Annotated in this window: 26 protein-coding genes; 21 read left to right on the forward strand and 5 right to left on the reverse strand. The window is 65.6% G+C overall.

What is annotated here, in order from left to right; genetic code table 11:
* Positions 1 to 80: 80 nt before the first annotated feature.
* Both GGQ64_RS07565 and rsmI read right to left on the reverse strand, forming a co-directional pair.
* Positions 81 to 449: a YraN family protein gene (locus GGQ64_RS07565; RefSeq protein WP_183801565.1), complete on the reverse strand. Its 369-nt coding sequence runs from the start codon at positions 447 to 449 to the stop codon at positions 81 to 83.
* Positions 439 to 1,362 (reverse strand): 16S rRNA (cytidine(1402)-2'-O)-methyltransferase, encoded by a 924-nt coding sequence (gene rsmI, locus GGQ64_RS07570; RefSeq protein WP_183801567.1) that lies wholly within the window; start codon positions 1,360 to 1,362, stop codon positions 439 to 441. Before rsmI ends, GGQ64_RS07565 begins: the two co-directional genes overlap by 11 nt.
* Positions 1,363 to 1,619: 257 nt before the next feature.
* Here rsmI and dnaN point away from each other — a divergent pair, with 257 nt between their 5' ends.
* From dnaN to GGQ64_RS07605, 7 genes are all read left to right on the forward strand, one after another.
* Positions 1,620 to 2,738, forward strand: coding sequence for a DNA polymerase III subunit beta (dnaN, locus tag GGQ64_RS07575; protein WP_183801570.1), 1,119 nt, complete (start codon positions 1,620 to 1,622; stop codon positions 2,736 to 2,738).
* A gap of 206 nt (positions 2,739 to 2,944) precedes the next feature.
* Positions 2,945 to 3,547, forward strand: a complete 603-nt coding sequence (pmtA, locus tag GGQ64_RS07580; protein WP_183801574.1) for a phospholipid N-methyltransferase PmtA — start codon at positions 2,945 to 2,947, stop codon at positions 3,545 to 3,547.
* 10 nt (positions 3,548 to 3,557) lie between these two features.
* Positions 3,558 to 4,142: a histidine phosphatase family protein gene (locus tag GGQ64_RS07585; protein WP_183801577.1), complete on the forward strand. Its 585-nt coding sequence runs from the start codon at positions 3,558 to 3,560 to the stop codon at positions 4,140 to 4,142.
* Between the two features lie 2 nt (positions 4,143 to 4,144).
* The gene (gene pyrF / locus GGQ64_RS07590) at positions 4,145 to 4,843 is read left to right on the forward strand and encodes an orotidine-5'-phosphate decarboxylase (protein WP_183801581.1); all 699 of its coding nucleotides are present in this window, start codon (positions 4,145 to 4,147) and stop codon (positions 4,841 to 4,843) included.
* 22 nt (positions 4,844 to 4,865) lie between these two features.
* Positions 4,866 to 5,153 (forward strand): DUF1330 domain-containing protein, encoded by a 288-nt coding sequence (locus GGQ64_RS07595; protein ID WP_183801584.1) that lies wholly within the window; start codon positions 4,866 to 4,868, stop codon positions 5,151 to 5,153.
* Between the two features lie 119 nt (positions 5,154 to 5,272).
* Positions 5,273 to 6,247 carry a complex I NDUFA9 subunit family protein gene (locus tag GGQ64_RS07600; RefSeq protein ID WP_183801587.1) on the forward strand — a complete coding sequence of 325 codons (975 nt, stop codon included), beginning with the start codon at positions 5,273 to 5,275 and terminating at the stop codon, positions 6,245 to 6,247.
* A gap of 342 nt (positions 6,248 to 6,589) precedes the next feature.
* The gene (locus tag GGQ64_RS07605) at positions 6,590 to 6,742 is read left to right on the forward strand and encodes a metallophosphoesterase family protein (RefSeq protein ID WP_183801590.1); all 153 of its coding nucleotides are present in this window, start codon (positions 6,590 to 6,592) and stop codon (positions 6,740 to 6,742) included.
* Positions 6,743 to 6,833: 91 nt separating this feature from the next.
* On the opposite strand, the gene GGQ64_RS07610 is transcribed toward GGQ64_RS07605, so the two are convergent.
* The gene (locus GGQ64_RS07610; RefSeq protein WP_183801594.1) at positions 6,834 to 7,640 is read right to left on the reverse strand and encodes an undecaprenyl-diphosphate phosphatase; all 807 of its coding nucleotides are present in this window, start codon (positions 7,638 to 7,640) and stop codon (positions 6,834 to 6,836) included.
* 174 nt (positions 7,641 to 7,814) lie between these two features.
* Between GGQ64_RS07610 and GGQ64_RS07615 the strand changes: the two genes are divergently transcribed.
* From GGQ64_RS07615 to GGQ64_RS07655, 9 genes are all read left to right on the forward strand, one after another.
* Positions 7,815 to 8,507, forward strand: a complete 693-nt coding sequence (locus GGQ64_RS07615; protein ID WP_183801597.1) for a glutathione S-transferase family protein — start codon at positions 7,815 to 7,817, stop codon at positions 8,505 to 8,507.
* A gap of 10 nt (positions 8,508 to 8,517) precedes the next feature.
* A complete protein-coding gene (queG, locus tag GGQ64_RS07620; RefSeq protein WP_183801600.1) occupies positions 8,518 to 9,681 on the forward strand; it encodes a tRNA epoxyqueuosine(34) reductase QueG in 1,164 nt (387 codons plus the stop codon).
* Entirely contained in the window at positions 9,681 to 10,553 is an 873-nt protein-coding gene (locus GGQ64_RS07625) for an SDR family oxidoreductase (RefSeq protein WP_183801603.1), read from the forward strand. Before queG ends, GGQ64_RS07625 begins: the two co-directional genes overlap by 1 nt.
* Before the next feature lie 385 nt (positions 10,554 to 10,938).
* Entirely contained in the window at positions 10,939 to 11,301 is a 363-nt protein-coding gene (locus GGQ64_RS07630) for a septal ring lytic transglycosylase RlpA family protein (RefSeq protein ID WP_183801606.1), read from the forward strand.
* Between the two features lie 81 nt (positions 11,302 to 11,382).
* A complete protein-coding gene (locus GGQ64_RS07635; protein WP_183801609.1) occupies positions 11,383 to 12,669 on the forward strand; it encodes an RsmB/NOP family class I SAM-dependent RNA methyltransferase in 1,287 nt (428 codons plus the stop codon).
* 241 nt (positions 12,670 to 12,910) lie between these two features.
* Positions 12,911 to 14,191, forward strand: a complete 1,281-nt coding sequence (locus tag GGQ64_RS07640; protein WP_183801612.1) for an imelysin family protein — start codon at positions 12,911 to 12,913, stop codon at positions 14,189 to 14,191.
* Positions 14,192 to 14,238: 47 nt separating this feature from the next.
* Positions 14,239 to 15,777, forward strand: a complete 1,539-nt coding sequence (locus GGQ64_RS07645; protein WP_183801615.1) for a di-heme oxidoreductase family protein — start codon at positions 14,239 to 14,241, stop codon at positions 15,775 to 15,777.
* A complete protein-coding gene (locus tag GGQ64_RS07650) occupies positions 15,777 to 16,916 on the forward strand; it encodes an imelysin family protein (protein WP_343059441.1) in 1,140 nt (379 codons plus the stop codon). Before GGQ64_RS07645 ends, GGQ64_RS07650 begins: the two co-directional genes overlap by 1 nt.
* A 37-nt stretch (positions 16,917 to 16,953) precedes the next feature.
* Positions 16,954 to 18,039, forward strand: coding sequence for a DUF1513 domain-containing protein (locus GGQ64_RS07655; protein ID WP_183801620.1), 1,086 nt, complete (start codon positions 16,954 to 16,956; stop codon positions 18,037 to 18,039).
* A 3-nt stretch (positions 18,040 to 18,042) separates the two neighbouring features.
* On the opposite strand, the gene GGQ64_RS07660 is transcribed toward GGQ64_RS07655, so the two are convergent.
* The gene (locus GGQ64_RS07660) at positions 18,043 to 18,591 is read right to left on the reverse strand and encodes a GNAT family N-acetyltransferase (protein WP_183801623.1); all 549 of its coding nucleotides are present in this window, start codon (positions 18,589 to 18,591) and stop codon (positions 18,043 to 18,045) included.
* Positions 18,592 to 18,753: 162 nt separating this feature from the next.
* Between GGQ64_RS07660 and GGQ64_RS07665 the strand changes: the two genes are divergently transcribed.
* The 3 genes from GGQ64_RS07665 (at position 18,754) to guaA (ending at position 21,505) form a co-directional block, all read left to right on the forward strand.
* A complete protein-coding gene (locus GGQ64_RS07665) occupies positions 18,754 to 19,203 on the forward strand; it encodes a PaaI family thioesterase (RefSeq protein ID WP_183801626.1) in 450 nt (149 codons plus the stop codon).
* An 11-nt stretch (positions 19,204 to 19,214) separates the two neighbouring features.
* Positions 19,215 to 19,853, forward strand: a complete 639-nt coding sequence (locus GGQ64_RS07670) for a 5'-methylthioadenosine/S-adenosylhomocysteine nucleosidase (RefSeq protein ID WP_183802587.1) — start codon at positions 19,215 to 19,217, stop codon at positions 19,851 to 19,853.
* Between the two features lie 74 nt (positions 19,854 to 19,927).
* Complete coding sequence (gene guaA / locus GGQ64_RS07675) at positions 19,928 to 21,505, forward strand: glutamine-hydrolyzing GMP synthase (RefSeq protein ID WP_183801629.1); 1,578 nt, start codon at positions 19,928 to 19,930, stop codon at positions 21,503 to 21,505.
* 129 nt (positions 21,506 to 21,634) lie between these two features.
* Here guaA and GGQ64_RS07680 read toward each other — a convergent pair whose 3' ends face one another.
* Positions 21,635 to 22,540: a LysR family transcriptional regulator gene (locus GGQ64_RS07680; protein WP_183802590.1), complete on the reverse strand. Its 906-nt coding sequence runs from the start codon at positions 22,538 to 22,540 to the stop codon at positions 21,635 to 21,637.
* Positions 22,541 to 22,658: 118 nt separating this feature from the next.
* Here GGQ64_RS07680 and GGQ64_RS07685 point away from each other — a divergent pair, with 118 nt between their 5' ends.
* Both GGQ64_RS07685 and GGQ64_RS07690 read left to right on the forward strand, forming a co-directional pair.
* Entirely contained in the window at positions 22,659 to 23,081 is a 423-nt protein-coding gene (locus GGQ64_RS07685; protein ID WP_183801632.1) for a DoxX family protein, read from the forward strand.
* A 44-nt stretch (positions 23,082 to 23,125) separates the two neighbouring features.
* Complete coding sequence (locus GGQ64_RS07690) at positions 23,126 to 23,998, forward strand: NmrA family NAD(P)-binding protein (RefSeq protein WP_183801635.1); 873 nt, start codon at positions 23,126 to 23,128, stop codon at positions 23,996 to 23,998.
* Positions 23,999 to 24,022 lie beyond the last annotated feature (24 nt).

Here is a 24,022-nt window from a genome sequence, read left to right on the forward strand (position 1 = left end):
ACCATGACGGGCGCGTAACAGTTTCATGGCAGCACGATTACAATTCACATGACGTTCGTTTCGCTTTCCCTTTTGCGCGATCAGAACGCGTCCGGCAGGTGTCGCGGCAGGCGCCAGGGGAGGACGGCGACGATGTCGTAGCGGACAGAGAGGAGATGGGCATCCGGCTGGCGGGCCAGCCAGACGTCGCTTGCCGCGCGGATGCGATGCTGGGCCGATCCGGTCACGGCGAAGACCGCCCCCTCCTCGCTCGCCCGCGCCTTGACCTCCACACAGGCGATGAGATCGCCCTTGCGGGCAATGATATCGATCTCGCCGGCCCTGGTGCGGTAGCGGATCGCGAGAATGCGGTAGCCCTTGGCGAACAGGTAGAGGGCGGCTGCGAGCTCGGCGCGGTGACCGCGACGGAAGGCCCGGCGGCGAAGCTTTTTTTCCGCCTCAGTCGCCATCGCCCGCCTTCAGCTCGAGCAGGCGCTGGTAGAGCTCGCGCCGGGGCATGCCGGTCTGGCGGGCTGCCTCCGTCGCAGCCTTGCCGGCGGGCATGTCGCGCATCAGCGCCGACAGAAGCGCATCGACATCAGCTGCCGGCGGTGGCGGCGGTTCGGCCGGGGGGCCGACGACCAGGACGATCTCGCCCTTGACCTGCGGGTTTTCCTCGTAGTGGGCGGCGAGCCCGGCGAGGGAGCCGCGGCGGAACTCCTCGAAGGTCTTGGTGAGCTCGCGGCAGACGGCGGCGGGGCGATCGGCGCCCAGCACGTCGGCTGCGGCGGCAAGCGTGGCGCCGATGCGATGCGGGGATTCGAAGAAGACGAGCGTCGCCGGCACCATGGAGAGTTCGCCCAGGCGGTCGCGCCTGGCCTTGTCCCTCGTCGGCAGAAAGCCTGCGAAGAGGAAGGCGTCGTTCGGCAGGCCGGAGCCGACGAGCGCTGCCAGCGGCGCCGAGGCGCCGGGGATCGGCACGACCTTGTGGCCGGCTGCGAGCGCGAGCTGGCCGAGGCGATAGCCGGGATCGGAAACGAGCGGCGTGCCGGCGTCGGAGACGAGCGCCACGGACCTGCCCTCGTCGAGCGCCGCGACGAGCTTCGGGCCGACCTCGTCGGCATTGTGCTCGTGATAGGCATAGGGACGGGTGGCGATGCCATAGCGGTCGAGCAGCACGCGGGTGACGCGGGTATCCTCGCAGGCGAGCACGTCGGCGCCGGCGAGCGTTTCCAGCGCACGCAGGGTGATGTCGCCCAGATTGCCGATCGGGGTCGCGACGAGATAGAGCGCAGGCTCGAGCGGGCGCGCGGCTACGAGCGTGCCGTGGACGCGGTAGTGGCGGGCAGGCGGTGCTGCCTCCCTTTGCGGCTGTTCCTGCATTGCGGGCTTACATTCCTGCTAGCGCCTCCAGATGTCGGGGCGGCCTCCGTCTCCTTATGGTCGAGGCGAAGACGGGCCGCAAGGGCGCGGGGGCGCCTGCGTGCCGCTGTATCCCCTGTAACGATCGCCAAGCCTCTTGCATTTTGGAGGCTAAATCTGCCAATTTGCCCGTCCACATCCTTCCGGCGCCAGCCGGCAAACAAGAAGACGCCGCGCCGGCCCAGCCGGCGGGCAGAGCGGTCGAAAGCGATACTCCCATGCGCATCACCATCGAACGGTCCAACCTCCTGAAGTCGCTGAACCACGTTCATCGCGTGGTCGAGCGGCGCAACACGATCCCGATCCTTTCGAACGTGCTGCTGCGCGCGGACGCGGGCAGCCTGGAAATGAAGGCGACCGACCTGGACCTTGAAATCACCGAGGCGACGCCGGCCCAGGTGGAGCAAGCCGGTGCGACGACGGTTCCTGCCCACCTGCTCTACGACATCGTGCGGAAGCTTCCGGACGGCTCCGAGGTGCTTCTGGCCAACACGCCGGACGGCGGCGCCATGACGGTTACTTCCGGACGCTCGAAGTTCTCGCTGCAGTGCCTGCCGCAGTCCGACTTCCCGGATCTCACCGCCGGCAGCTTCAGCCATACCTTCCGCCTCAAGGCGACGGAACTGAAGATGCTGATCGACCGCACGCAGTTCGCGATCTCGACGGAGGAGACGCGCTACTACCTGAACGGCATCTTCGTCCACACGATCGAAAGTGACGGCAAGCTGAAGCTGCGCGCGGTCGCGACCGATGGCCACCGGCTGGCGCGCGCCGACGTGGAGGCGCCTTCGGGCTCGGAGGGCATGCCCGGCATCATCGTCCCGCGCAAGACCGTGGGCGAATTGCAGAAGCTGGTCGACAATCCCGACCTCGTCGTCACCGTGGAAGTGTCGGATGCGAAGATCCGCTTCACCATCGGTTCGGTGGTGCTGACCTCGAAGCTGATCGACGGCACCTTCCCCGATTACCAGCGCGTCATCCCCGCGGGCAACGACAAGGAGCTGAAGATCGACTGCCAGTCCTTCGCCCAGGCGGTCGACCGCGTCTCCACCATTTCTTCCGAGCGCGGTCGCGCGGTGAAGCTGGCCCTGAGCGAGGGCCAGATGACGTTGACGGTCAACAATCCCGATTCCGGCAGCGCCACCGAGGAACTGCCGGTCGGCTACGAGAGCGACCCGCTGGAGATCGGCTTCAACGCGAAGTACCTGCTCGACATCACGTCGCAACTCACCGGCGAAGAGGCCGTGTTCATGCTGGCCGATCCCGGTTCGCCGACGCTGGTGCGCGACCTTGCCGGCGACGACGCGCTCTACGTGCTGATGCCGATGCGCGTCTAGCATATGTGACCAGTTGTGAAATCGAAGCGGCGGGCCGGATGGTCCGCCGTTTTTCTTTTTGGCTACAAGCTGTTGATCCGGCGCGAACAGACTTGTTTTTGACGCAAACGGCGACACATAGTGTGCCATGGAATAGACACGGTTCAGGGGATCCGGTCCACACGGGCGCCGGATCGATTTCCTTGACGGCCACACCGGGGGACGACATGAGTTTGCGTGTGAAGGTGAAGGAACGGCTCGGCAAGAAATTTGACGAGGAGATCCGCTTCTTCAAGGGCTGGATCAGCAACACGCGCGCGGTCGGCTCCATCATTCCGACCTCCTCGGTGGCGGCGCGCCGGATGGCAAGTGTGATCGATCCGCGTTCGCACCGTCCCGTCCTCGAGCTCGGCCCAGGCACGGGCGCCATCACCAAGGCGATCCTCGAGGCGGGCATGGCGCCGGACAAGATCGTCTCGATCGAGTTCTCCACCGACTTCTACAACCATCTCGTCGAGCGCTTCGAGGGCGTGAAATTCATCAATGGCGACGCCTTCGATCTCGACAATACGCTCGGCCCGCTGAAGGACGTCCAGTTCGACAGCGTCATCTCGGCGGTTCCGCTCCTGAACTTCCCGATGCACCGCCGCGTGGCGCTGATCGAGGATCTCCTGCGGCGCATCCCGGCCGGTCGTCCGGTCGTGCAGATCTCCTACGGGCCGGTGTCGCCGGTGACCGCGATGCCCGACCGATACCAGATCAGCCATCTCGACTTCGTCGTGCGCAACATTCCGCCGGCGCAGCTCTGGGTCTATCGCAAGACGAATTAGAGCTGCCGCGATGTTTGCTCTCTACATCACCCATCCGCAGGTCCGGATCGAACCGGACGTGCCGGTTCCCCAATGGGGACTTTCTGACATCGGGCGCCAGCGCGCGGAGCAGGCGGCGCAATCGGCCTGGGTCCGCTCGCTGCGGCGCATCGTCTCCAGCGACGAAGTGAAGGCGGTCGAGACCGCAGACATCCTTGCGCGTGCCGCCGGGGTTACGGTCGAGACCGTCGACGGCATGGGCGAGAACGATCGCAGCGCCACCGGTTTCCTCCCGCCCGACCGTTTCCAGGACGCGGCCGATTGGTTCTTCGCCCATCCGACGGAGAGCTTTCGCGGCTGGGAGCGGGCGGTCGACGCCCAGGCACGGATCGTCACGCAGGTCGACGCCATCCTGAAAGCGCACGACGCGACGCAACCGATCGCCTTCGTTGGACATGGCGGGGTTGGGACGCTGTTCAAATGCCACCTGGAGGGACTGCCGATCGCGCGCAGCCACGACCAGCCCGGGAGCGGCGGCAATCTTTTCGCCTTCCGGCTTGAAGATCGCACCGTCACATGCGACTGGACGGCGATGGAATCGTGGCGGGGGATCTGAGCATGGAAGCGCGCGAGCGTCTGATCGTCGGACTGGACGTGCCGACGGTGACTGAGGCCGAGGAGAAGGTCCGCGCGCTCGGCGACAGCGTGCTCTTCTACAAGATCGGCTACCAGTTGGTCTTTGCCGGCGGGCTGGAGTTCGCCCGCGACCTGGCGCAGGAAGGCAAAAAGGTCTTCCTCGACATGAAGCTGCTCGACATCGACAACACGGTGGCGAAGGGCGTCGAGAACATCGCCAGGATGGGGATGTCGATGCTGACGCTGCACGCCTATCCGAAGGCGATGCGGGCGGCGGTGGAGGCGGCCAGGGGCTCCGGTCTTTGCCTGCTCGGGGTCACCGTGCTGACCTCGATGGACGCAGAAGACCTGATCGAAGCCGGTTACGAAACCGACCCGCACAGGCTGGTGCTGCGCCGGGCGGAACAGGCGCGCGCCGCCGGCATGGGCGGCATCGTCTGCTCGGCCGAGGAGGCAGCCGCCGTGCGCGGCATCGTCGGAGCGGACATGGCGATCGTGACGCCCGGCATCCGGCCGGCGGGCGCCGACAAGGGCGACCAGAAGCGGGTGATGACGCCGGCGGAGGCGCTGAAGGCAGGATCGAGCCATCTCGTCGTGGCACGACCGATCGTCAAGGCGGACGACCCGCGTGCTGCCGCAGAAGCGATCCTTGCCGAGATGGCCGGCGCGCGCAAGGCTTAAACCCGAAACGGAGGAGGATACCATGGCCAAGGGATACTGGATCGCTCGCGTCGACGTTCGTGATGCCGAGCGCTACAAGGATTATGTGACAGCGGCGAAGCCGGCCTTCGAGAAGTACGGTGCTGTCTTTCTCGCCCGCGGCGGTGCGTTCCAGAAGCTGGAAGGCACGGTCCGCGCCCGCAACGTCGTCATCGAGTTCCCGTCGCTGCAGGCGGCGATCGACTGCTACAATTCGCCGGAATACCAGATCGCCGCGGCCATCCGGCAGGAGGTCGCGGACGCGGAGATGGTCGTGGTCGAGGGCGCCTGAAACCGGCCTTCGGGAGACCCTCACCGGTGCGACGGGTTGCGTGCAGACAAGCCTTCACCTCCCCGGTTCTTTCGGCTATGTAGGCCTCACCCACCTCGCCTTTTCCAGGAGCATCCCGCATGACCCTCTCCAACCTTCCGCCACAGGTCACCGTGTTCGGTGGCTCGGGTTTCGTCGGCCGACATGTGGTAAGGGCACTGGCGAAGCGCGGATACCGCATCCGGGTCGCCGTGCGGCGGCCGGACCTGGCGGGTTTCCTGCAGCCGATCGGCGGTCTGGGCCAGATTTCCTTCGTCCAGGCGAACCTGCGCTACCGCGACAGCATCGACCGCGCAGTCCATGATGCAGACCACGTGGTCAACTGCGTCGGCATCCTGTTCGAGAAGGGCCGCAATCGCTTCGACGCGGTGCAGGATTTCGGCGCCCGCGCCGTCGCAGAGGCGGCACGCGCCCGTGGCGCCTCGCTGACGCATGTTTCGGCGATCGGCGCCGACGTGAATTCGGCCTCCGACTATGCCCGCTCCAAGGGTCGCGGCGAGGCCGGCATCCGCCAGGTCCTGCCCGAGGCGGTGATCCTGCGTCCCTCGATCATCTTCGGGCCGGAGGACGGCTTCTTCAACAAGTTCGCCAGCATGTCGCGCTTTTCCCCGGCACTGCCGCTGGTCGGCGGCGGGCATACCAAGTTCCAGCCGGTCTACGTGACCGACGTGGCGGAAGCCGTGGCCCGCGCCGTCGACGGCCGGGCGGAAAAGGGCGCGACCTACGAACTCGGTGGGCCGGAAATCCTGTCCTTCCGCCAGTGTCTCGAGTTGATGCTGGACGTGATCGACCGCAAGCGGGCGCTGGTGCCCCTGCCCTTCGCCATCGCCTCCCTGATCGGCTCGTTCGCCTCGCTCGTTCCCTTCGTCGATCCGCCGCTGACGCCGGACCAGGTCACGCTGCTGCGTTCGGACAACGTCGTCTCCGACGAGGCCAAGAAGGAAGGCCGCACGATCCAGGCGCTCGGGATTACGCCTGCGCTCGCCGAAGCGATCCTGCCGTCCTACCTCGTGCGCTACCGGCCGCAGGGCCAGTTCACCCGCGGCAAGGACTGAGCGGACAGACTCCATCTCCCGCCTGCCCGACGCTTGGGCGCCGGGCGTTTCTCGTTGCCGGACAAGACGCGATCGAGCGGCCGGACCGCCCGATGACGCCGCCTCTGCAGCATGCTTTCGATTCGTCGCTCCACCTCCTTTGGGACCGGCCACGGGCGTTGACGCACGCCCACGATGCGGAGCGTTGCAGTTGTGCCGCAGTGAAAAAATCAGCGCGCCATTTACGCGGGATTCAGCATGTCGGGTTATTGATGTTTTTCAGGGCGGCACATACACACCGCCTCGCGCGACAGGGCCGCAACGGCTGACCGGCGCAGACTTCTCCTCAGGGACCTCTTCGAAATGGGCAAGGCAATTGCACTCTTCTTCGGCTGCGCGGCTCTGGTGATCCTGGCGGGCTCCTTCGTGGCCCCGTCGACGGTCGCCGCAGGCAAGCACGGATGCGCGCCGGCCTATGGCGTCGACCCCTGCACGACCTCGTCGATCGGTCGCTGAGACACCTCCAAAACGGAAGGACCGGACGTTTCCGCCCGGCCCCCGTCTATAGTCCCGAAGCCCCACGGCCCCGGCATGGCGACGAAGCGCCTCATCCCCAGATCGCCAGCCCGATCAGGCCCGCGACGCCGATGACGATTCGCCAAGCGGCAAAGGGGGCGAAGCCGCGGCGGGAGACGAAGTCCAGAAGCGAGCGGACGACCAGAAGCGCGGAGAAGAACGCGGCTATGAAACCGACGCCGATGATCATGCCGTCGTCGAGGCTGAGCGCGGCGCGGTTCTTGTAGAGATCGAGCGTGAAGGCGCCGAGCATGGTCGGCATGGCGAGGAAGAACGAAAACTCGGCCGCCGAACGCTTGTCGGTGCCCATCAGCAGGGCGCCTGCGATCGTCGCGCCCGAGCGCGAAGTTCCCGGGATCATCGCCAGGCACTGGAAGAGACCGATCTTGAAGGCCAGCGACGGCGGATAGTCCATCACGTCCGTGTAGCGCGGCGTCAGCGACAGGCGATCGATCGCATAGAGCAAGACGCCGCCGACGATGAGGACGATGCAGATCAATTGCGGCGTCTCGAACAGCACGGTCTTGATGAAATCATGCGCGAACACGCCGATGACGGCGGCCGGCAGGAAGGCAAGCAGCACGCAGAGCACGAAGCGCCGCGCCTTCGCACTGTCCGGCAGCGCCGTCGCGATATGGATCAGCTTGCCGGCATAGACGGCAAGGATGGCCAGGATGGCGCCGAGCTGGATGAGGACGGCAAAGGTGTTGCCGGGAGACTTGAAGCCAAGAAAGTGTCCGGCGAGCAGGACATGGGCCGTGGAGGACACGGGTATGAACTCGGTCAAGCCCTCGATCAATCCGAGTACGAGGGCGCTGACGATCGACTGGTCGGCCATTGAAAATCCTTGAAGAGGTGATGTTGGGAGGGAACATCACGAACCGATTCGCTTGTTTTTGCCTTGCCATCTTCCTATAGCTTTGTGTCAGGAGTCGTGAAAAGCGCAATCCGCAGTTCCGGCCGGCGGCCGATCCACTTCCTCCGACAATCACTTGAAGAAAAAAGCGCCTCAATGTCGACCCTTTACCATCACCCGATGTCCTCCGCCTCGCGCTTCGTCCGGCTGATCCTGAGCGAGTACGGCTACCAGACCGACCTTGCCGAGGAGCAGCCCTGGGAGAACCGGCGCGACTTCCTGGCGCTGAACCCGGCCGGCACCCTGCCCGTCTATGTCGACGACAGCATGCGGGCGCTCTGCGGGGCGAGCGTCATTTCCGAATATGTCGACGAGACCCATGGCGTCCTGAAGCGCGACCGGCGGCTTCTGGCCGAGGACCCGTTCCAGCGGGCGGAGATCCGCCGCCTCGTCGAGTGGTTCCTGCAGAAGATGGAGCAGGACGTCACGCGGCCACTGGTGCGCGAGCGCATCTTCAAGCTGCAGATGACGCCGGACCAGGGCGGCGGGCCGCCGGACAGCAAGATCCTGCGCAATTCGCGCGCCAACATCCGCCAGCACATGAAGTATCTCTCCTGGCTTGCGGGCTCGCGCACCTATCTCGCCGGCGACCGGCTGAGCTATGCGGACCTCGCGGCTGCGGCCTCCATCTCGGTGCTGGACTATCTCGGCGAGATCAACTGGCAGGACGCGCCGCAGGCGAAGGACTGGTACCAGCGCATCAAGTCGCGTCCCGCGTTCCGGCCGCTGCTGGCGGAGCGCGTGCGTGGCGTCACCCCGGTCTCGCACTATGCGGACCTCGATTTCTGAGGCGGAAGCCATGTCCGTCGCCGCCGACACGGAAAAGCGAAGCGACCGGCAGCGGGAGAAGCTGAAAGCGTTCCTGCTGGCGGAGGCGAGGGACAAGGGGTTCGACGCCTGCCGGGTGACGCGCCCGGACGCGATCCCCGAGGCGCCGGCGCAGCTGCAGGCGTTCCTCGCCGCCGGCTATCACGGCACCATGGACTGGATGGAAGAGACGCGTGCGCGCCGCGGCGATCCGCGCGTGCTGTGGAGCGAGGTCCGCTCGATCGTGCTGTTCGGCATGAACTACGGTCCAGACGAGGATCCGCGCGCGGTGCTCTCGAACCGCGACCGCGCGGCGATCTCGGTCTATGCGCGCAACCGCGACTACCACGACGTCATCAAGGGCAGGCTCAAGGAGATCGCCACGCGCTTTGCCGCGCGCGCCGGCGAGGACGTGAAGGTCTTCGTCGACACGGCGCCGGTGATGGAGAAGCCGCTTGCGATGCAGGCGGGCCTCGGTTGGCAGGGCAAGCATACCAACATCGTCAGCCGCGAGTTCGGCTCCTGGCTCTTCCTCGGCAGCATGTTCACCACCGCCGACCTCGGCGCGGACGCGCCGGAGCGCGACCATTGCGGCTCCTGCCGGGCCTGCATGGACGCCTGCCCGACGGACGCCTTTCCGGCGCCCTACCAGATCGATGCGCGGCGCTGCATCTCCTATCTGACGATCGAGCACAAGGGACCGATCGATCCCGCCCTGCGCCCGCTGATCGGCAACCGCATCTACGGCTGCGACGACTGCCTTGCCGCCTGCCCCTGGAACAAGTTCGCAGCCACGGCCGCGGAAATGAAGTTCCATGCCCGCGACGACCTGCGCGAACCGCGGATCGCAGACCTGCTCGAACTCGACGACGCGGCCTTCCGCACGCATTTCTCCGGCTCGCCGGTCAAGCGGATCGGACGTGACCGGTTCGTGCGCAACGTGCTCATTGCGGCCGGAAACAGCGGCGAGGCCGCGCTCGTGCCGATCTGCCTGCGGCTTGCCGGCGACCCGTCGCCGACCGTGCGCGGCATGGCCGTGTGGGCGCTGTCGAGGCTGATGGCGAAAGGCGATTTCCAGGCGTTTGCCCGAGGTGCTTCGGGGGAGACCGACGCGGAGGTGCGGGCGGAATATGATACTGCGATGGAGGTTGCCTGATGCGGCTGTTGGTTCTGGGGGCCGGCTTTACCGGCCGCGCGATCGCCGAGGCGTTCGGGGAGGCCGGCTTTGCGGTCGCCGGCACCACGCGCTCGCAGGAGAAGGTGGACGCGCTGGCCGCCCGCGGTATCGAGGCGATCCTCTATGACGGCGAGACGATCTCCGACGCTTTGCGGGGCGCGATGCAGCTGGCGACACATCTCGTGCAGTCGATTGCGCCGGGCAAGAGCGGAGACCCGCTCTTTCGCGACGGAGTGACCCCGATCGCCGACCTCATGCCGCATCTGCAATGGACGGGCTATCTGTCGACCGTCGGCGTCTATGGCGACCACAAGGGTGCCTGGGTGGACGAGGGTATGCCCATCCATCCGGTCTCGGCGCGCTCGGTGGAGCGGATGGAGGCCGAGGGCAAGTGGCTTTCCTTTTCCGGAACGAGCGGCATTCCTGTTTCCGTGCTCCGGCTCGCCGGCATCTACGGGCCAGGGCGCAATGCGCTACGCAACGTCGCCGAGGGGACCGCGCGGCGGCTCGTCAAGAAGGACCAGGTGTTCAATCGCATCCGCGTCGAGGACATCGGCGCGGCAGCCCTCTTCCTGGCCGAAGGGGGGCATGGCGGGGTGTTCAACATCACCGATCACGAACCCGGACCCCCGCAGGACGTGGTTGCCGAAGCTGCCCGGCTGATGGGGCGCGAAATGCCGCCGGAGATCCCCTTCGAGACGGCCGAACTCTCTCCCATGGCGCGCTCTTTCTACGGCGAAAACAAGCGCGTCTCGAACGCCAGGATCCGCTCGCTCGGCTTTGCCTTTCGCTACCCCGACTACCGCATGTCGCTTGCGCAGATGTGGGCCGACGACGCCTGGCGCGGCTGACAGGACCGACCGGTTAACGACAGGTTACTCAACTGTGGCCATGCTCGCCAAAGTTTCGTCAATTTTTCACAACTTACGCGCGTTTTCTCCGCGCAACAAATGGGCTTTGGCGTAGTCTTTTCGGTCTAGGCGCAACTTTTTTTCAGCTTTTCCGGGGGTGCGCAGCCGAAAATTCCACGTGTGTCAAGCTTTCAAGCTCAGCACTGATTCTAAAGGCCTTTTCCGGACGCTCCTGCGATTCCGTCAAGATAGACAGCATTCTATGCAAACTATTTCTAATGCGCTTACGAAGTAGTCATGGCTGGACAAGGCCCTTTTTCGCCATTTTTCGTCCCAATAGACAGACCTGTCAGAAGAAACTGGACATCAGCACTGAGGGGTCACCATGTCTATCAAGTCCTCTACTGCGGCTCTCGCCGCACTCATCATCGCTGCGCCCGTTACCTTCGCATCCACCGCCGAAGCTGCCGGCTGTGGCGGTGCATCGTGGTACGCGCTCACATCGAAAACCGCCTCCGGCGAGCGCATGAACCCGGCCAAGCTGACGGCCGCGCACAAGACGCTGCGCTTCGGCACCAAGCTCAAGGTCACCAATGCCCGCAACGGCAAGAGCGTCGTTGTTCGCATCAACGATCGCGGCCCGTTCATCCGCGGCCGGGTGCTGGATCTCTCCAAGGCGGCCGCCTCGCATATCGGCATGATCAGTTCCGGCCACGCCAAGGTCTGTTACCAGATCATCAGCAGCTGAAACCGCACCAGCCTATTTGACACCCGTCGGCTTGCTCTTGACGACCATCGCCGCTACCACGGCGGAAACTGGAGTTGAGCAATGCGATTGGGTGGACGGCTCTCCGGAGCCATCGAGGTTCTGGCTGACATCGAGACGCGCAAGCGCCCCGTCGCTGACGCGCTGAAGGACTGGGGCCTCGCCCACCGCTTTGCCGGATCCGGCGACCGGGCAGCGATCGGCAACATCGTCTACGACGCACTGCGGATGAAGCTGTCGCACGCCTTCTTGATGGACGACGACAGCCCCGCCTCGCTCGGGCTCGGCGTCATGCTGCGCCAGTGGGGCCAGACGGCGGAGAGCCTGGCGCGCGAGTTCGAAGGCGACAAGTTCGCCCCCGATATTTCCGACACCCGCCTGAAGGCCCTTGCCGGTCGCCGCCTCGAGGATGCGCCGCTGCATGTGCAGGGCGACATTCCCGAATGGGTGCAGCCCTCCTTCGAGGAGAATTTTTCCGACGACTGGCTGGCTGAGGCCAAGGCGCTGACGGGACGGCCGACGCTGGACCTGCGCGCCAACACGCTGAAGGCCTCGCCGGAGAAGGTTCTGAAAGCCCTGGAGCGCAGCGGCGCGGAGCCGGCGAAGATCGCCCGCAACGGCATCCGCATCCCCGCCGGCGAGGGCCCGTCGCGGCTGCCGAACGTCACCGCCGAACTCTCCTTCCAGAAAGGCTGGTTCGAGGTGCAGGACGAGGGCTCCCAGATCGTCGCCGACCTCGTGTTCGCACAGGAAGGCGAGCAGGTGCTCGACTTTTGCGCCGGCGGCGGCGGCAAGACACTCGCCATGTCGGCGGCCATGAACAACAAGGGCCAGGTGCACGCCTACGACGCCGACCGCAAGCGGCTGGCGCCGATCATCGAGCGGCTGAAGCGCGCCGGCACCCGCAACGTGCAGGTCCATGACGACCTTTCCTCCCTCTCCCCCTTCGCCGGCCGGTTCGACCGGGTGCTGGTCGACGCACCCTGCACCGGCACCGGCACCTGGCGGCGGCGGCCGGACACCAAGTGGCGGCTGACGGACAGGAACCTCGAGGAACGCCTGTCGCAGCAGGAGGAGGCGCTGGCGAGTGCGGCGACCTTCGTGCGCCCCGGCGGCTACCTCCTGTACGTGACCTGTTCGGTGCTGCCGGAGGAAAACGAGAACCAGGTCTACAGCTTCTGCGAGGACAATCCCGAATTCGAGATCCTGTCGGCGGCGGAAGCCTGGGAGGACCTCTTCGGCACCGACAAGCCGAAGCCCTGGTCGGCTGACATGAAGACGGTGACGTTGACGCCGGCCTCGACGGGAACGGACGGCTTCTTCTTCTGCGCCATGGAGCGCAAGGCGTAGGCAGGTAACACGCCGGATGGTGGCGGTTCGGCGCGCCTCCTCCCGCGCTGCCGTCCGTGCGGTTGCAAGTATCGAATTGTTCTAAACTATACGCTTTGACACCAGTTTGTTTTTGCGCGAAGAGAATCGCGCCTGAATATTTCCATCGCCCGGCTCCGGGCGACGTCCCGGCCAATCATTCGCCCAAGAGGAGAGGGGCGCCGGGAAGGTTATGAACTCTAGTGGGACCCCAGGAGACAACATGAAGACCTCCTTCCTTCGCGCGGCCGTGCTGGCGCTCTCGACCGCGACTTGCGCGCTCGCCTTCCAGCCGGCACTCGCCGCCACCGACGAGGCTGCCGTCGTCAAGCACTATGTCGATGTCGCCCATGCCAAATATTCCGACTCGCTTGCGACCGCCAAGGAGCTCGCCGCCGCCGTCGACGCGCTGATCGCCAGCCCGACCAACGAGACGCTGGAGGCCGCCCGCGCCGCCTGGATCAAGGCCCGCGCACCCTATCAGCAGACCGAAGTCTACCGGTTCGGCAACGCTGCCGTCGACGAGTGGGAAGGCAAGGTCAATGCCTGGCCGCTGGACGAAGGCCTGATCGACTATGTCGACGCCAGCTACGGCACCGAGAGCGACGAGAACTCGCTGTTCGTCGCCAACGTGATCGCCAACCCCGCGATCAAGATCGACGGCAAGGACGTCGACGCTTCCGGCATCACTGCGGAATTCCTGGCGGGTACCTTGCAGGAGGCCGGCGGGGTCGAGGCGAACGTGGCAACCGGCTACCACGCGATCGAATTCCTGCTGTGGGGCCAAGACCTGAATGGCACCGGCAAAGGCGCCGGCAACCGCCCGGCCACGGACTTCGACACCAAGAATTGCACGGGCGGCAACTGCGACCGCCGCGTCGCCTATCTGAAGGCGGCGACCGACCTGCTCGTCACCGACCTGGAAGAGATGGTCGCCGAGTGGGCGCCCGAGGGCGGTGCCGCCAAGACCGTCAGCGCCGACCCGAAGGCCGGCATCTCGGCGATCCTGACCGGCATGGGCTCCCTCTCCTACGGTGAGCTCGCCGGCGAGCGCATGAAGCTCGGCCTGCTGCTGCACGATCCGGAAGAGGAGCACGACTGCTTCTCCGACAACACCTACAATTCACACTATTACGACGCCCTGGGCATCCAGAGCGCCTACACCGGCGAATATATCCGCCCCGACGGCACGAAGCTGACCGGACCGTCGCTTTCGGAACTGGTCGCCGCCAAGGATGCGGCGCTAGACACCGAGGTGAAGGGCAAGCTCGACACGACGATCGCCGCGATGCAGGCCATGGTGACGCGCGGCGAGACGGTCGAGGCCTACGACCAGATGATCGGCGAAGGCAATGCCGAGGGCAATGCAGTTGTGCAGGCGGCGGTGGACGGGCTGGTCGCGCAGACCAAATCCTTCGAGCGCGTGATCTCGGCGCTGGAACTCGGCAAGATCGAGCTTGAAGGTTCCGACAGCCTGGATAATCCTAACGCGGTCTTCCAGTAAGAATGCAAAGGCGGGCCGCGCTCCTTGGAACGCGGCCCGGTCCCGACATGAAGAGAGCGCTTTCCACAAGCCTGCTGCCCGCTCTCGGGGGCGCGCTGCTGTTGCTTGTCGCCGCTGCCGCCGGAAGCGAACCCTTGCCGGGCGACGAAGGCCGCACCGATCTTTCCGACAAGGACAAGGCGCGGGTGGAAACGGTCACCCGGCCCACCACGGATTTCTCCAAGGCGGAACAATACGAGGCGATGTCCGGCGGGGCGGCGACCTCGACGGCCGCCGTCAATGCCGACAGCTTCTCGCATTTCTCCGAGAACCTGACCTTCCAGCAGGAAGAGGGCTTCAAGCTCGGCAATGCGCTGTTTCGCAAGGTATGGGTCTCCTCCCCCTCCTCCACGCAGGCTTCCGACGGGCTGGGGCCGCTGTTCAATTCACGCGCCTGCCAGAACTGCCACCTGAAGGACGGGCGCGGGCATCCGCCGCAGGCCGGCGACGACACCAGCACCACCTTCCTACGCCTCGCCCGCCCGCCCGCAAACGCGGCGGAGCAGGAAAGGCTCGACGCGCTGGCGGTGCCGAACTTCCCCGATCCCGTCTATGGCGGCCAGTTGCAGGACTTCGCCGTCCCCGGCCTTGCCGCCGAGGGCCGGATGCAGGTCGACTGGTCGGAAGAGCCCGTGCAGTTGAATGGTGGCGAGACGGTCTTCCTGCGCCGACCACGCTACAGCGTCGGTGCGCTTGCCTACGGTACGATGGATGCGAGCACGACGATCTCGCCGCGGATGACGCCGCCGATGATCGGGCTCGGACTGGTCGAGGCGATCCACGAGGCCGACATCCTGGCGCTCGCCGATCCGGACGATGCAGACAGCGACGGCATCAGCGGCAAGGCAGCACTGGTGCGCGATCCCGAGACGGGTCGGCTGGCGCTCGGCCGCTTCGGCTGGAAGGCGCAGAACGCTACCGTGCGCCGGCAGACGGCCGAGGCCTTTGCCAACGACATCGGCATTTCCAATCCGCTCGCCCCGGCCACCCACGGCGACTGCACGGCGGCGCAGAAGGCCTGCCTCGACTTGCCGGACGGGGTGCAGAAGCGCCTTGGCGATACCGAGGCGCCCGATCCGGTGCTCGACCTAGTCACCTTCTACGCCGAGAACCTCGCCGTCCCGGCCCGGCGCAAGGCGAGCTTCAAGGAGACGCTTGCCGGCAAGAAGCTGTTATACGAGACCGGCTGCACCGCCTGCCACACGCCGAAGTTCGTCACCCGCCGCGATGCCCGCGACAAGGCGCAATCCTTCCAGCTCATCTGGCCCTATTCCGATTTCCTGCTGCACGACATGGGCGAGGGACTGGCGGACGGGCAGCAGGTGGGGCTCGCCGACGGGCGGGAATGGCGCACGCCGCCGCTCTGGGGTATCGGGCTGACGCAGACCGTCAGCGGCCACACTTTCTTCCTGCATGACGGGCGCGCGCGCAACCTGACCGAAGCCATCCTCTGGCACGGCGGCGAGGCGCAGACTGCCCGCGACCGCTTTGCCGATCTGGAAGCCGCCGACCGAAACGCGCTTCTGACTTTCCTGGAGTCCCTATGATGCCTTTTCTGCTGCGTTCCAGACTTCGCCTCGCCCTTCTCGGCCTCGCGCTCCTTCCCGCGCTCACCGCCTGCCCGCTTCCGGGGTCGGCGCAGGATTCCAATCCGCTGCCGCCCGTCGTCCTCACTGAGGAGGCGATCTCGGCGGTCATGGCGCGCGCGGTCGACGAGGTGATCCGGCCGGGTTACCGCAACATGCACACTTCAGCGACGCGGCTTGCAGACGCCGTGTCGGCCTATTGCGCAGCCCCCTCCCCCGACACCCGGGCGGCCGCCCGCGCCGCCTTCGACGACACGGTGGCCAAATGGTCCTTCATCGAGATCGTGCGCGATGGTCCGGTGCTGCAGGAGAACCGCTTCGAGCGCATCCTGTTCTATCCCGACCGCAAGAGCACCGGACTGAAGCAGGTGCAGGCGCTGCTGGTCAGGATGGACGAGAAGGACACCGATGCCGCCACGCTTCCGGGCAAGAGCGTCGCCGTGCAGGGGCTGGGCGCGCTCGAATACGTGCTCTACGGGACGGGCGCCGCGACGATGGACGGCGCGAAGGACAGTTTCCGCTGCCGCTACGGCGCGGCGGTGGCCAAAAACATCGCCGCGACCGCGGCATCGCTCAGCGCCGACTGGGAAAGGCCAGACGGCGTGCAGCGGGACTGGAAGCACCCAGGCCCCGACAACCCCGCCTTCCGCGACGGGAAGGAGGCGATCACGGCCCTGCTCGGTATTCTCGTCCACGGCGCCGAGGCGGTGCGCGACCAGCGGATCGAGGCGTTCTACAAGGGCGAGGACGGCCCTGCCCGGCCGCGATCGGCGATCTACTGGCGTTCCGGCAACACCTGGAACGCGATCAAGGGCAATCTCGAGGGGCTGCGGACACTGTTTTCCAAGTCGGGGATGGAGGAACTGCTGGACCCGGCGGAGGCCTCGATCGCCGGTTCGGCCGAATTCGTCATCGCCTCGCTGACGCGCGTGGTAGCGAAGATCGATCCGGACATCGAGAAGGCCGTGAGCGAGCCGTCCGAGCGGCACAAGATGGACTTTCTCATCGTCAACGCGCGCGACCTCGTGCTGCGGTTCAGCGATCAGTATGGCGGGGCCATCGGGCTTGGCGCCGGTTTCTCGTTTGCCGACGGCGACTGAGCGGCCCCATGAACGGGATCGCGAAAAGGGCCCGGCGATGAAGACACCTCTTCTCGACCGCCGCAGTTTCATGAAGATGGCGGGTGTCGCTTGGGCGTCGACGTTGGCGCCCGCCTCCCTGCATGCGCTGGAGCGGACGGATGCCGTCTTCGCCTCCGGCTTCATGGTGCGCGACGGCGGCTTCGGGGTCGCCACCGTTGCCGAGGACGGGACGATCATCGAGAGGGTGGCCCTGCCGGCCAGGAGCCACGGCATGGCCTACAGCGCCGCAAGCGGGCGCGCCGTCGCCTTCGCGCGCAGACCCGGCACCTTTGCGCTGATCTTCGACACACAGCGCAGCCACGAACCCTTCGTCATCCACGCGGGCGAGGACCGGCACTTCTTCGGCCACGGCAGCTTCTCGCCGGACGGCCGGCTGCTCTATGCCAGCGAGAACGACTTCGAGGCCAACCGCGGCGTCATCGGCCTCTATGACGCGACGGACGGCTACAGCCGCATCGGCGAGTTCGACACCTACGGGATCGGCACGCACGACATGACCGTCTCCGACGACGGACGCATGCTGATCATCGCCAATGGCGGCATCGAGACGCATCCGGATTTCGGCCGCACCAAGCTGAACCTCGACCGCATGGAACCGTCGCTGGCGCTCGTCGAGGCGGCCACCGGCGCGCTGATCGAACGGCATGCGCTGCCGCCTTCGCTGCGGCAGCTCTCCACCCGCCACGTCGACATCGACGCCAGGGGCCGGGTATGGTTCGCCTGCCAGTACGAGGGACCGCGCAACGACCTGCCGCCGCTCGCCGGCCACTTCGCCAAAGGCGAGGACATCCGCTTCCTGGATTTGCCGGAGGAGACGACGGTGGGGCTTGCCAACTATGTCGGCGCCATCGCCGTCAATCGCGCCCAGGGACTCGTCGGGCTGACCTCCCCCAAGGGCGGCTATGCGGTCACGGTCGATGCCGCGACCGGCCGGGTGATCGACGAGCGGCGCGTGGGCGACGCGGCGGGGATCGCGCCTTCGCCGCACGGTTTCGCCGTCTCCTCCTTTGACGGGCGGTTCGATGGCAGCGCTGCCGATATCGCCTGGGACCAGCACATCATCCGCCTCGGAAGGCTCTGAGGGCTACACCGCGCCCGCGTCGCGGGCGATCAGCAGGTGGAGGTCGCGCCAGGCATAGGCCACCTGCTCATAGCGATGCCCGCCGATGCCGACGATGCCGGTTTCGACGGGTGCGGCGCCAAGGCGCTCGTAGAAGGCGCGGTTGGGGTTGGTGGACAGCACCCAGGCCAGCAGCGTCACCGTCCCGCCCTCGACCATCCAGCGGGCGACCGCACGCACCAGCGCCTCGCCGATGCCGAGACCCTGGTAGGCGGGAAGGACGTAGAGCGCATAGATCTCGCCCACCGGCGTCGGCGTCGCGTAGCGCGCGGGCCCGAAATTGGCGAAGCCGACGAGTTCGCCAGTGTGGCGGTCGATCGCGACGAAATGGCCGACGCCCAGGGAATTGCGCCGCTCCATGTGGCGGAGCGCCTGCTCGGCCGGCGACATGCGGTCGAGGAAACCGTCATCGAGAAGACCCCGGAAGGTGGCCCTCCAGGTTTCGACGAGCACCCGGCCGATGGCGAAGACATCGGCTGTCCGGCCCTTTCTGATCTCGATCCCAGCATCCATGGAAATTATGTAGTGCAGCGTCCTGCTCCTGCAATGCTCGCCCGGCTGGGCGGCGGGCCTGAGTCGACAATCGTCCGGCTCAATTGATGCCTTGCAGCATGACGACGCGCATGCGAGGGTTTCAGCCCTGTCGCAACGCACCATGCGAGCCGAACGAGAGACATGACCGACCTTCCGCCTGCGGATTTCCGCGAACGCATCACCTCCAGTTTCCAGCGGCAGGCGGCCATGCGGCTGATCGGCGCCCAGCTGACGCGAACCGAGCATGGCACGGTGGAGATCGAGCTGCCCTTCGACGAGAAGCTGACGCAGCAACACGGCTTCCTGCATGCGGGCGTCATCTCGGCAGCACTCGACACGGCCTGCACCTATGCCGCCTACACGATCATCGACCCGGCTGCCTCGCTGCTGACGATCGAATTCAAGGTCAACCTGATGTCGCCCGGCCGCGGCGAATGGTTTCTCTTTCGCGGCGAGGTGACGAAGCCGGGCTCCAACATCATCGTCGCCGACGGCCGTGCCTATTCGGTCGGCGACGGCCCGGCAAAGCTGATCGCCTCGATGACGGGGACGATGATGGTGATGCGCGGCCGCGAGGACGTCGCCGGATGAGTCCCGAACCGCTGCCCTATGCTCTCAAGTCGGTGGGCGGCAAGCGCCTGCTCTATGTGATGGCGGTGGACGCTGAATATGGCGAGCACCTGCGCGCCCGGATCTCGCCGTTGATGACGGGCGTCGGCCCGGTCGAGGCGGCCGTACAGGTGACGCGGGCGCTGGCCCACCTCGCGGCCCGCGGCAGCCTGCCGGACCTCGTCGTCTCGCTCGGCTCGGCCGGATCGGCGCGCCTGGAGCAGACGGGCGTCTACCAGGCGTCTTCGGTTTCCTACCGCGACATGGACGCCTCGCCATTGGGCTTTGTAAAGGGCGCGACACCCTTCCTCGACCTGCCCGTCGTGGTGCCGATGACGCTCAAGGTGCCGGGGATCGCGACGGCCCGTCTTTCGACCGGGGCGAACATCGTCTCGGGCACTGCCTATGACGGCATCGACGCCGACATGGTTGAGATGGAGACCTTCGCCATCCTGCGCGCCTGCCAGGCCTTCGGTGTTCCACTGGTCGGCCTGCGCGGCATTTCCGACGGCAAGGCGGAACTGACGCATGTCTCCGACTGGACGGAGTATCTGCATGTCATCGACCGGAAGCTGGCCGATACGGTGGCGCGGCTGGAACAGGCCGTGGCCGACGGCACGCTCGCTCTCTGAGGGCCGGGCGGGCCGCCTGGATTTTGCCGCCTGACCCCGTTGCGCCCTGCGGCAAATTTCTTTAAAGGCTCGCCATGACCCAGACAGCTCATCCCGACAGCATTCTCATCATCGATTTCGGCAGCCAGGTGACCCAGCTGATCGCGCGGCGCATCCGCGAATCCGGCGTCTATTGCGAAATCCATCCCTTCCAGAACGCGGCCGCGGCCTTTGACAAGATGCAGCCGAAGGGCGTGATCTTCTCCGGCGGACCGGCCTCGGTCACGGCCGAAGGCAGCCCCCGCGCCCCGCAGGCGGTGTTCGATGCCGGCGTGCCGATCCTCGGCATCTGCTATGGCCAGCAGACGCTGGCAACGCAGCTCGGCGGCGTCGTCGAGGGCGGCCATGCGGCCGAGTTCGGCCGCGCCGACGTTGAGATCAGGAAGGCGAGCCCGCTGTTCGACGGTTTCTGGGCCGTCGGCGAACGCTACCCCGTCTGGATGAGCCACGGCGACCGCGTCACGCAGCTTCCCGAAGGCTTCGAGGTCGTCGCCACCTCCGAGAACGCGCCCTGTGCGATCGCCGTGCATGAAGGTCGCCGCTACTACACGACGATGTTCCATCCGGAAGTGATGCACACGCCGGACGGCGCCAAGCTGCTCTCCAATTTCGTGCACAAGATCGTCGGGCTCAAGTCCGATTGGACCATGGCCGCCTACCGCGCCGAGATGATCCGCAAGATCAAGGAACAGGTGGGCAGCGAGCGCGTGATCTGCGGCCTGTCCGGCGGCGTCGACAGCTCCGTCGCAGCCGTGCTGATCCATGAGGCGATCGGCGACCAACTGACCTGCATCTACGTCGACCACGGCCTGATGCGCATGGGCGAAAGCGAGCAGGTCGTCGGCATGTTCCGCGACGCCTACAACATCCCGCTCGTGCACGTGGACGCCTCCGACCTGTTTCTGACCGAGCTTGCCGGCGTCAGCGATCCGGAAGTGAAGCGCAAGACGATCGGCCGCCTGTTCATCGAGGTGTTCGAGGCGGAAGCAGCCAAGATTGCCGCCGATGGCAAGGGTGCGCCGAAGTTCCTCGCGCAGGGTACGCTCTATCCGGACGTCATCGAAAGCGTCTCCTTCTCCGGCGGCCCGTCCGTGACGATCAAGAGCCACCACAATGTGGGTGGCCTGCCGGAGCGGATGAACATGAAGCTCGTCGAGCCGCTGCGCGAGCTGTTCAAGGACGAGGTGCGCGCGCTCGGCCGCGAACTCGGCCTGCCGGAAAGCTTCATCGGCCGCCACCCCTTCCCCGGTCCGGGCCTCGCCATCCGCTGCCCCGGCGTCGTCACCCGCGAAAAGCTCGACATCCTGCGCAAGGCGGATGCGATCTATCTCGATGAGATCCGCAAGGCAGGTCTCTACGACACGATCTGGCAGGCCTTTGCGGTGCTGCTCCCGGTCCAGACGGTCGGCGTCATGGGCGACTACCGCACCTACGACTTCGTCTGCGCGCTGCGCGCGGTCACCTCCGTCGACGGCATGACGGCGGATTTCTATCCGTACGACATGACCTTCCTCGGCCGCACCGCCACCCGCATCATCAACGAAGTCCGCGGCATCAACCGCGTCGTCTACGATGTGACGAGCAAGCCGCCGGGCACGATCGAGTGGGAGTGACGGGGGATACTGCGGAGTAGGGCAGGATAGCAAAGCGTATTATGCGATGTTGTCGCAGCAATCGTAGTCGATAGTTTTCGTATACCGCGTTCTTTTGGAAGGGCACGGCGGAGGAAGACGTTCGTTTCGCTATTCCAGATACGGCGTCAGCACATCTTCGATCCATTTCATGAATGCGCGGACTCGGCGCGACAGGTTGCGCCGATGCGCTACGACGAGGGACACGGCAAGCGACCGGCGACGAAAGTCGGGTAGAATTTCCACCAGCGTTCCACTCTCCAAGTATCGGCCAATCCCAATAAGTGGGGCCTGAATCAGGCCAAGACCGGCGAGGGCAGCGGCTTCGTAGGTTTGTGCGCTGTTGACGTGCAGCGCACCTGGCAACTGAAGTGTCGCGTAGCTGTCGCCGTCCGGATATTCCCATCCATAGGGTCTTGCGCCCATCGTCGTCCCAAAGTGAATTGTCCGGTGTTCCTGACGCTGGAGATCTCCCAGCGATCGAGGGACGCCATAGCGCGCAAGATAGGCGGGACTGGCAGCGTTGGCCATGCGCAACAGGCCCAATGGGTGGGCAATCAGCGTCTCGTCCCCAATGGGTCCAAGTCGCAATACACAGTCGAACCCCTCTTGAACCAGATCGACTTGCCGATCCGTGCTCGACACCTCCAGCTCCAACTCTGGATGAGTCGCCATGAAATCCGGTAATGCCGGCACGATCGTTGTCCGTGCCACCTCGGTCGGAAGATCGACGCGTAGACGCCCGCGAAGTGCCACGCGATCGCCTGCGAACATCGAGTGGAGATCGTCAACGTCCGCGAGCAGATCGCGGGCACGTGCATGAAATACCCGTCCGTCTTCTGTCAACTGCACGCTACGCGTCGTCCGGTGCAAAAGCCTGACACCGACAACTTCCTCCAGCTTCCGGACTGCCGTTGAGGCCCTTCCTTTCTGGATGCCCAGGCTATCGGCTGCGCGGGTGAAGCTCCCCATTTCCGCTACCGTTATGAAAATGAGGATGGGTTCGAGATTCTGCATTTTCATGCCTTGGTATTGTTCACGCCCGAGAGAACAGTGAGTTCATTTTATCAGCATTTATCATGTCTAGGAGGCACAGTAAGCTCCGAATATGGGATCCCCAATCGGAGAACGACAAGTGTCCGAAACTATGAACCTGCATCAGGCGCCTGAAACTAAGACCTTGCATCGCGCCCTGTGGGCCGGCCGGATAATGAGCGCGTCTGTCGTTATCGCTCTGGTGGCAGACGGCGCCATTCAGCTTTTCGCACCGGCACAGATCGCAAGCATGTTGCAGGAAACGGGGTTCGCGATGGACATGACCCGTGTCGTGGGTCCGATCATACTCGCCTGCGCCATCCTTTACGCCATCCCGGCCACGGCCGTCCTCGGCGCGATCCTGGTGACGGGCTTTTTGGGAGGTGCCATCTGCGCCCATGTCCGCATTGGTGAGTTGGGGTCGGCGCCGGAAATCATTTCCCTTCTTCTGGGCACGATGACATGGGGCGGCCTCTACGCGCGCGATCCCCGTATCCGGGCCATTCTGCCGCTCATCCGTTGAACCAACAGGGCAGTGCTCTGTCCCTCAAGATCAGGAGAAAACACATGTTTTTAGTAACGGGAATCACAGGAAAAGTGGGCGGCGCGGCGGCAAAACATCTACTGGCGCACGGCAAGAAAGTGCGCGCGCTCGTCCGCAATCGCGAGAAGGCGGCTAATTGGGCGAACCAGGGCGTGGAACTGGTGGACGGCGATTGGAATGACTCGGCAGCCATCACGCGTGCACTCGAAGACGTCGAAGGCGCGTTTGTCATGTTGCCGACCGTATGGGCACCCTCACCGGACTTCGCGGAAGCCAAGGGCGTGATCGCGAACTATGTCGAGGCGCTGACCAAAGCCGCGCCGCCGCGGGTGGTCGCGCTATCGTCGATGGGTGCGAACCGGACCAGTGGACTGGGGATGATCACGGCCCTGTCGCTTCTGGAGCAAGGATTTCGCGACCTGATATCGCCAATCGCATTTGTGCGCGCAGGTGGATTCTTCGAGAATTTCCTCTACGGCCTGCATGTCGCCCAAGGCGGTACGCTCCCCGTCTATTACAACCCGACCAACCGCAAATCGACCATGGTCGCGACCGATGACATCGGCGCCGAAGTGGCGACGCTGCTGACCGGGCCGGCGTGGTCGGAGCATCGCGTTGTCGAGCTCGGCTCGATGGTCAGCGCGGATGAGGTCGCGGCTCAGTTAGGTGAAGTCATGCAGCGCGATATCAAGGCTTTCGCCGTCCCGCGGGCCGGGTGGGCGGCGGCGTTCGAGCAGTTCGGCATCCCCAAGGGCCAGACCGGAGCAGCCGAGGCGATGTTCGACAGCGTCAACGCGGGCTGGATGGATCTCGGCGTCCAGGGCACGGAGCACGTCGCGGGGACGACGCGCGCACGCGACGTCTTCGCGGCGGCCCAGCAGGCCGTCACGGCGTGAAGGTTCTTGCTTTGGGTGCAACGG

The sequence above is a fragment of the Mycoplana azooxidifex genome (genome assembly GCF_014196765.1).
GTDB lineage: Bacteria > Pseudomonadota > Alphaproteobacteria > Rhizobiales > Rhizobiaceae > Mycoplana > Mycoplana azooxidifex.

What these genes read in the sequence shown, in the direction of transcription:
- guaA (WP_183801629.1), top strand. Translation starts at nt 19,928, where the DNA reads ATGACCCAGACAGCTCATCCCGACAGCATTCTCATCATCGATTTCGGC.
- GGQ64_RS07565 (WP_183801565.1), bottom strand. Translation starts at nt 449, where the DNA reads ATGGCGACTGAGGCGGAAAAAAAGCTTCGCCGCCGGGCCTTCCGTCGC.
- rsmI (WP_183801567.1), bottom strand. Translation starts at nt 1,362, where the DNA reads ATGCAGGAACAGCCGCAAAGGGAGGCAGCACCGCCTGCCCGCCACTAC.
- GGQ64_RS07640 (WP_183801612.1), top strand. Translation starts at nt 12,911, where the DNA reads ATGAAGACCTCCTTCCTTCGCGCGGCCGTGCTGGCGCTCTCGACCGCG.
- GGQ64_RS07660 (WP_183801623.1), bottom strand. Translation starts at nt 18,591, where the DNA reads ATGGATGCTGGGATCGAGATCAGAAAGGGCCGGACAGCCGATGTCTTC.
- pyrF (WP_183801581.1), top strand. Translation starts at nt 4,145, where the DNA reads ATGGAAGCGCGCGAGCGTCTGATCGTCGGACTGGACGTGCCGACGGTG.
- GGQ64_RS07645 (WP_183801615.1), top strand. Translation starts at nt 14,239, where the DNA reads ATGAAGAGAGCGCTTTCCACAAGCCTGCTGCCCGCTCTCGGGGGCGCG.
- GGQ64_RS07635 (WP_183801609.1), top strand. Translation starts at nt 11,383, where the DNA reads ATGCGATTGGGTGGACGGCTCTCCGGAGCCATCGAGGTTCTGGCTGAC.
- GGQ64_RS07595 (WP_183801584.1), top strand. Translation starts at nt 4,866, where the DNA reads ATGGCCAAGGGATACTGGATCGCTCGCGTCGACGTTCGTGATGCCGAG.
- GGQ64_RS07655 (WP_183801620.1), top strand. Translation starts at nt 16,954, where the DNA reads ATGAAGACACCTCTTCTCGACCGCCGCAGTTTCATGAAGATGGCGGGT.
- GGQ64_RS07585 (WP_183801577.1), top strand. Translation starts at nt 3,558, where the DNA reads ATGTTTGCTCTCTACATCACCCATCCGCAGGTCCGGATCGAACCGGAC.
- GGQ64_RS07625 (WP_183801603.1), top strand. Translation starts at nt 9,681, where the DNA reads ATGCGGCTGTTGGTTCTGGGGGCCGGCTTTACCGGCCGCGCGATCGCC.
- GGQ64_RS07630 (WP_183801606.1), top strand. Translation starts at nt 10,939, where the DNA reads ATGTCTATCAAGTCCTCTACTGCGGCTCTCGCCGCACTCATCATCGCT.
- GGQ64_RS07650 (WP_343059441.1), top strand. Translation starts at nt 15,777, where the DNA reads ATGCCTTTTCTGCTGCGTTCCAGACTTCGCCTCGCCCTTCTCGGCCTC.
- GGQ64_RS07605 (WP_183801590.1), top strand. Translation starts at nt 6,590, where the DNA reads ATGGGCAAGGCAATTGCACTCTTCTTCGGCTGCGCGGCTCTGGTGATC.
- GGQ64_RS07615 (WP_183801597.1), top strand. Translation starts at nt 7,815, where the DNA reads ATGTCGACCCTTTACCATCACCCGATGTCCTCCGCCTCGCGCTTCGTC.
- GGQ64_RS07610 (WP_183801594.1), bottom strand. Translation starts at nt 7,640, where the DNA reads ATGGCCGACCAGTCGATCGTCAGCGCCCTCGTACTCGGATTGATCGAG.
- GGQ64_RS07600 (WP_183801587.1), top strand. Translation starts at nt 5,273, where the DNA reads ATGACCCTCTCCAACCTTCCGCCACAGGTCACCGTGTTCGGTGGCTCG.
- dnaN (WP_183801570.1), top strand. Translation starts at nt 1,620, where the DNA reads ATGCGCATCACCATCGAACGGTCCAACCTCCTGAAGTCGCTGAACCAC.
- GGQ64_RS07690 (WP_183801635.1), top strand. Translation starts at nt 23,126, where the DNA reads ATGTTTTTAGTAACGGGAATCACAGGAAAAGTGGGCGGCGCGGCGGCA.
- pmtA (WP_183801574.1), top strand. Translation starts at nt 2,945, where the DNA reads ATGAGTTTGCGTGTGAAGGTGAAGGAACGGCTCGGCAAGAAATTTGAC.
- GGQ64_RS07680 (WP_183802590.1), bottom strand. Translation starts at nt 22,540, where the DNA reads ATGCAGAATCTCGAACCCATCCTCATTTTCATAACGGTAGCGGAAATG.
- GGQ64_RS07665 (WP_183801626.1), top strand. Translation starts at nt 18,754, where the DNA reads ATGACCGACCTTCCGCCTGCGGATTTCCGCGAACGCATCACCTCCAGT.
- queG (WP_183801600.1), top strand. Translation starts at nt 8,518, where the DNA reads ATGTCCGTCGCCGCCGACACGGAAAAGCGAAGCGACCGGCAGCGGGAG.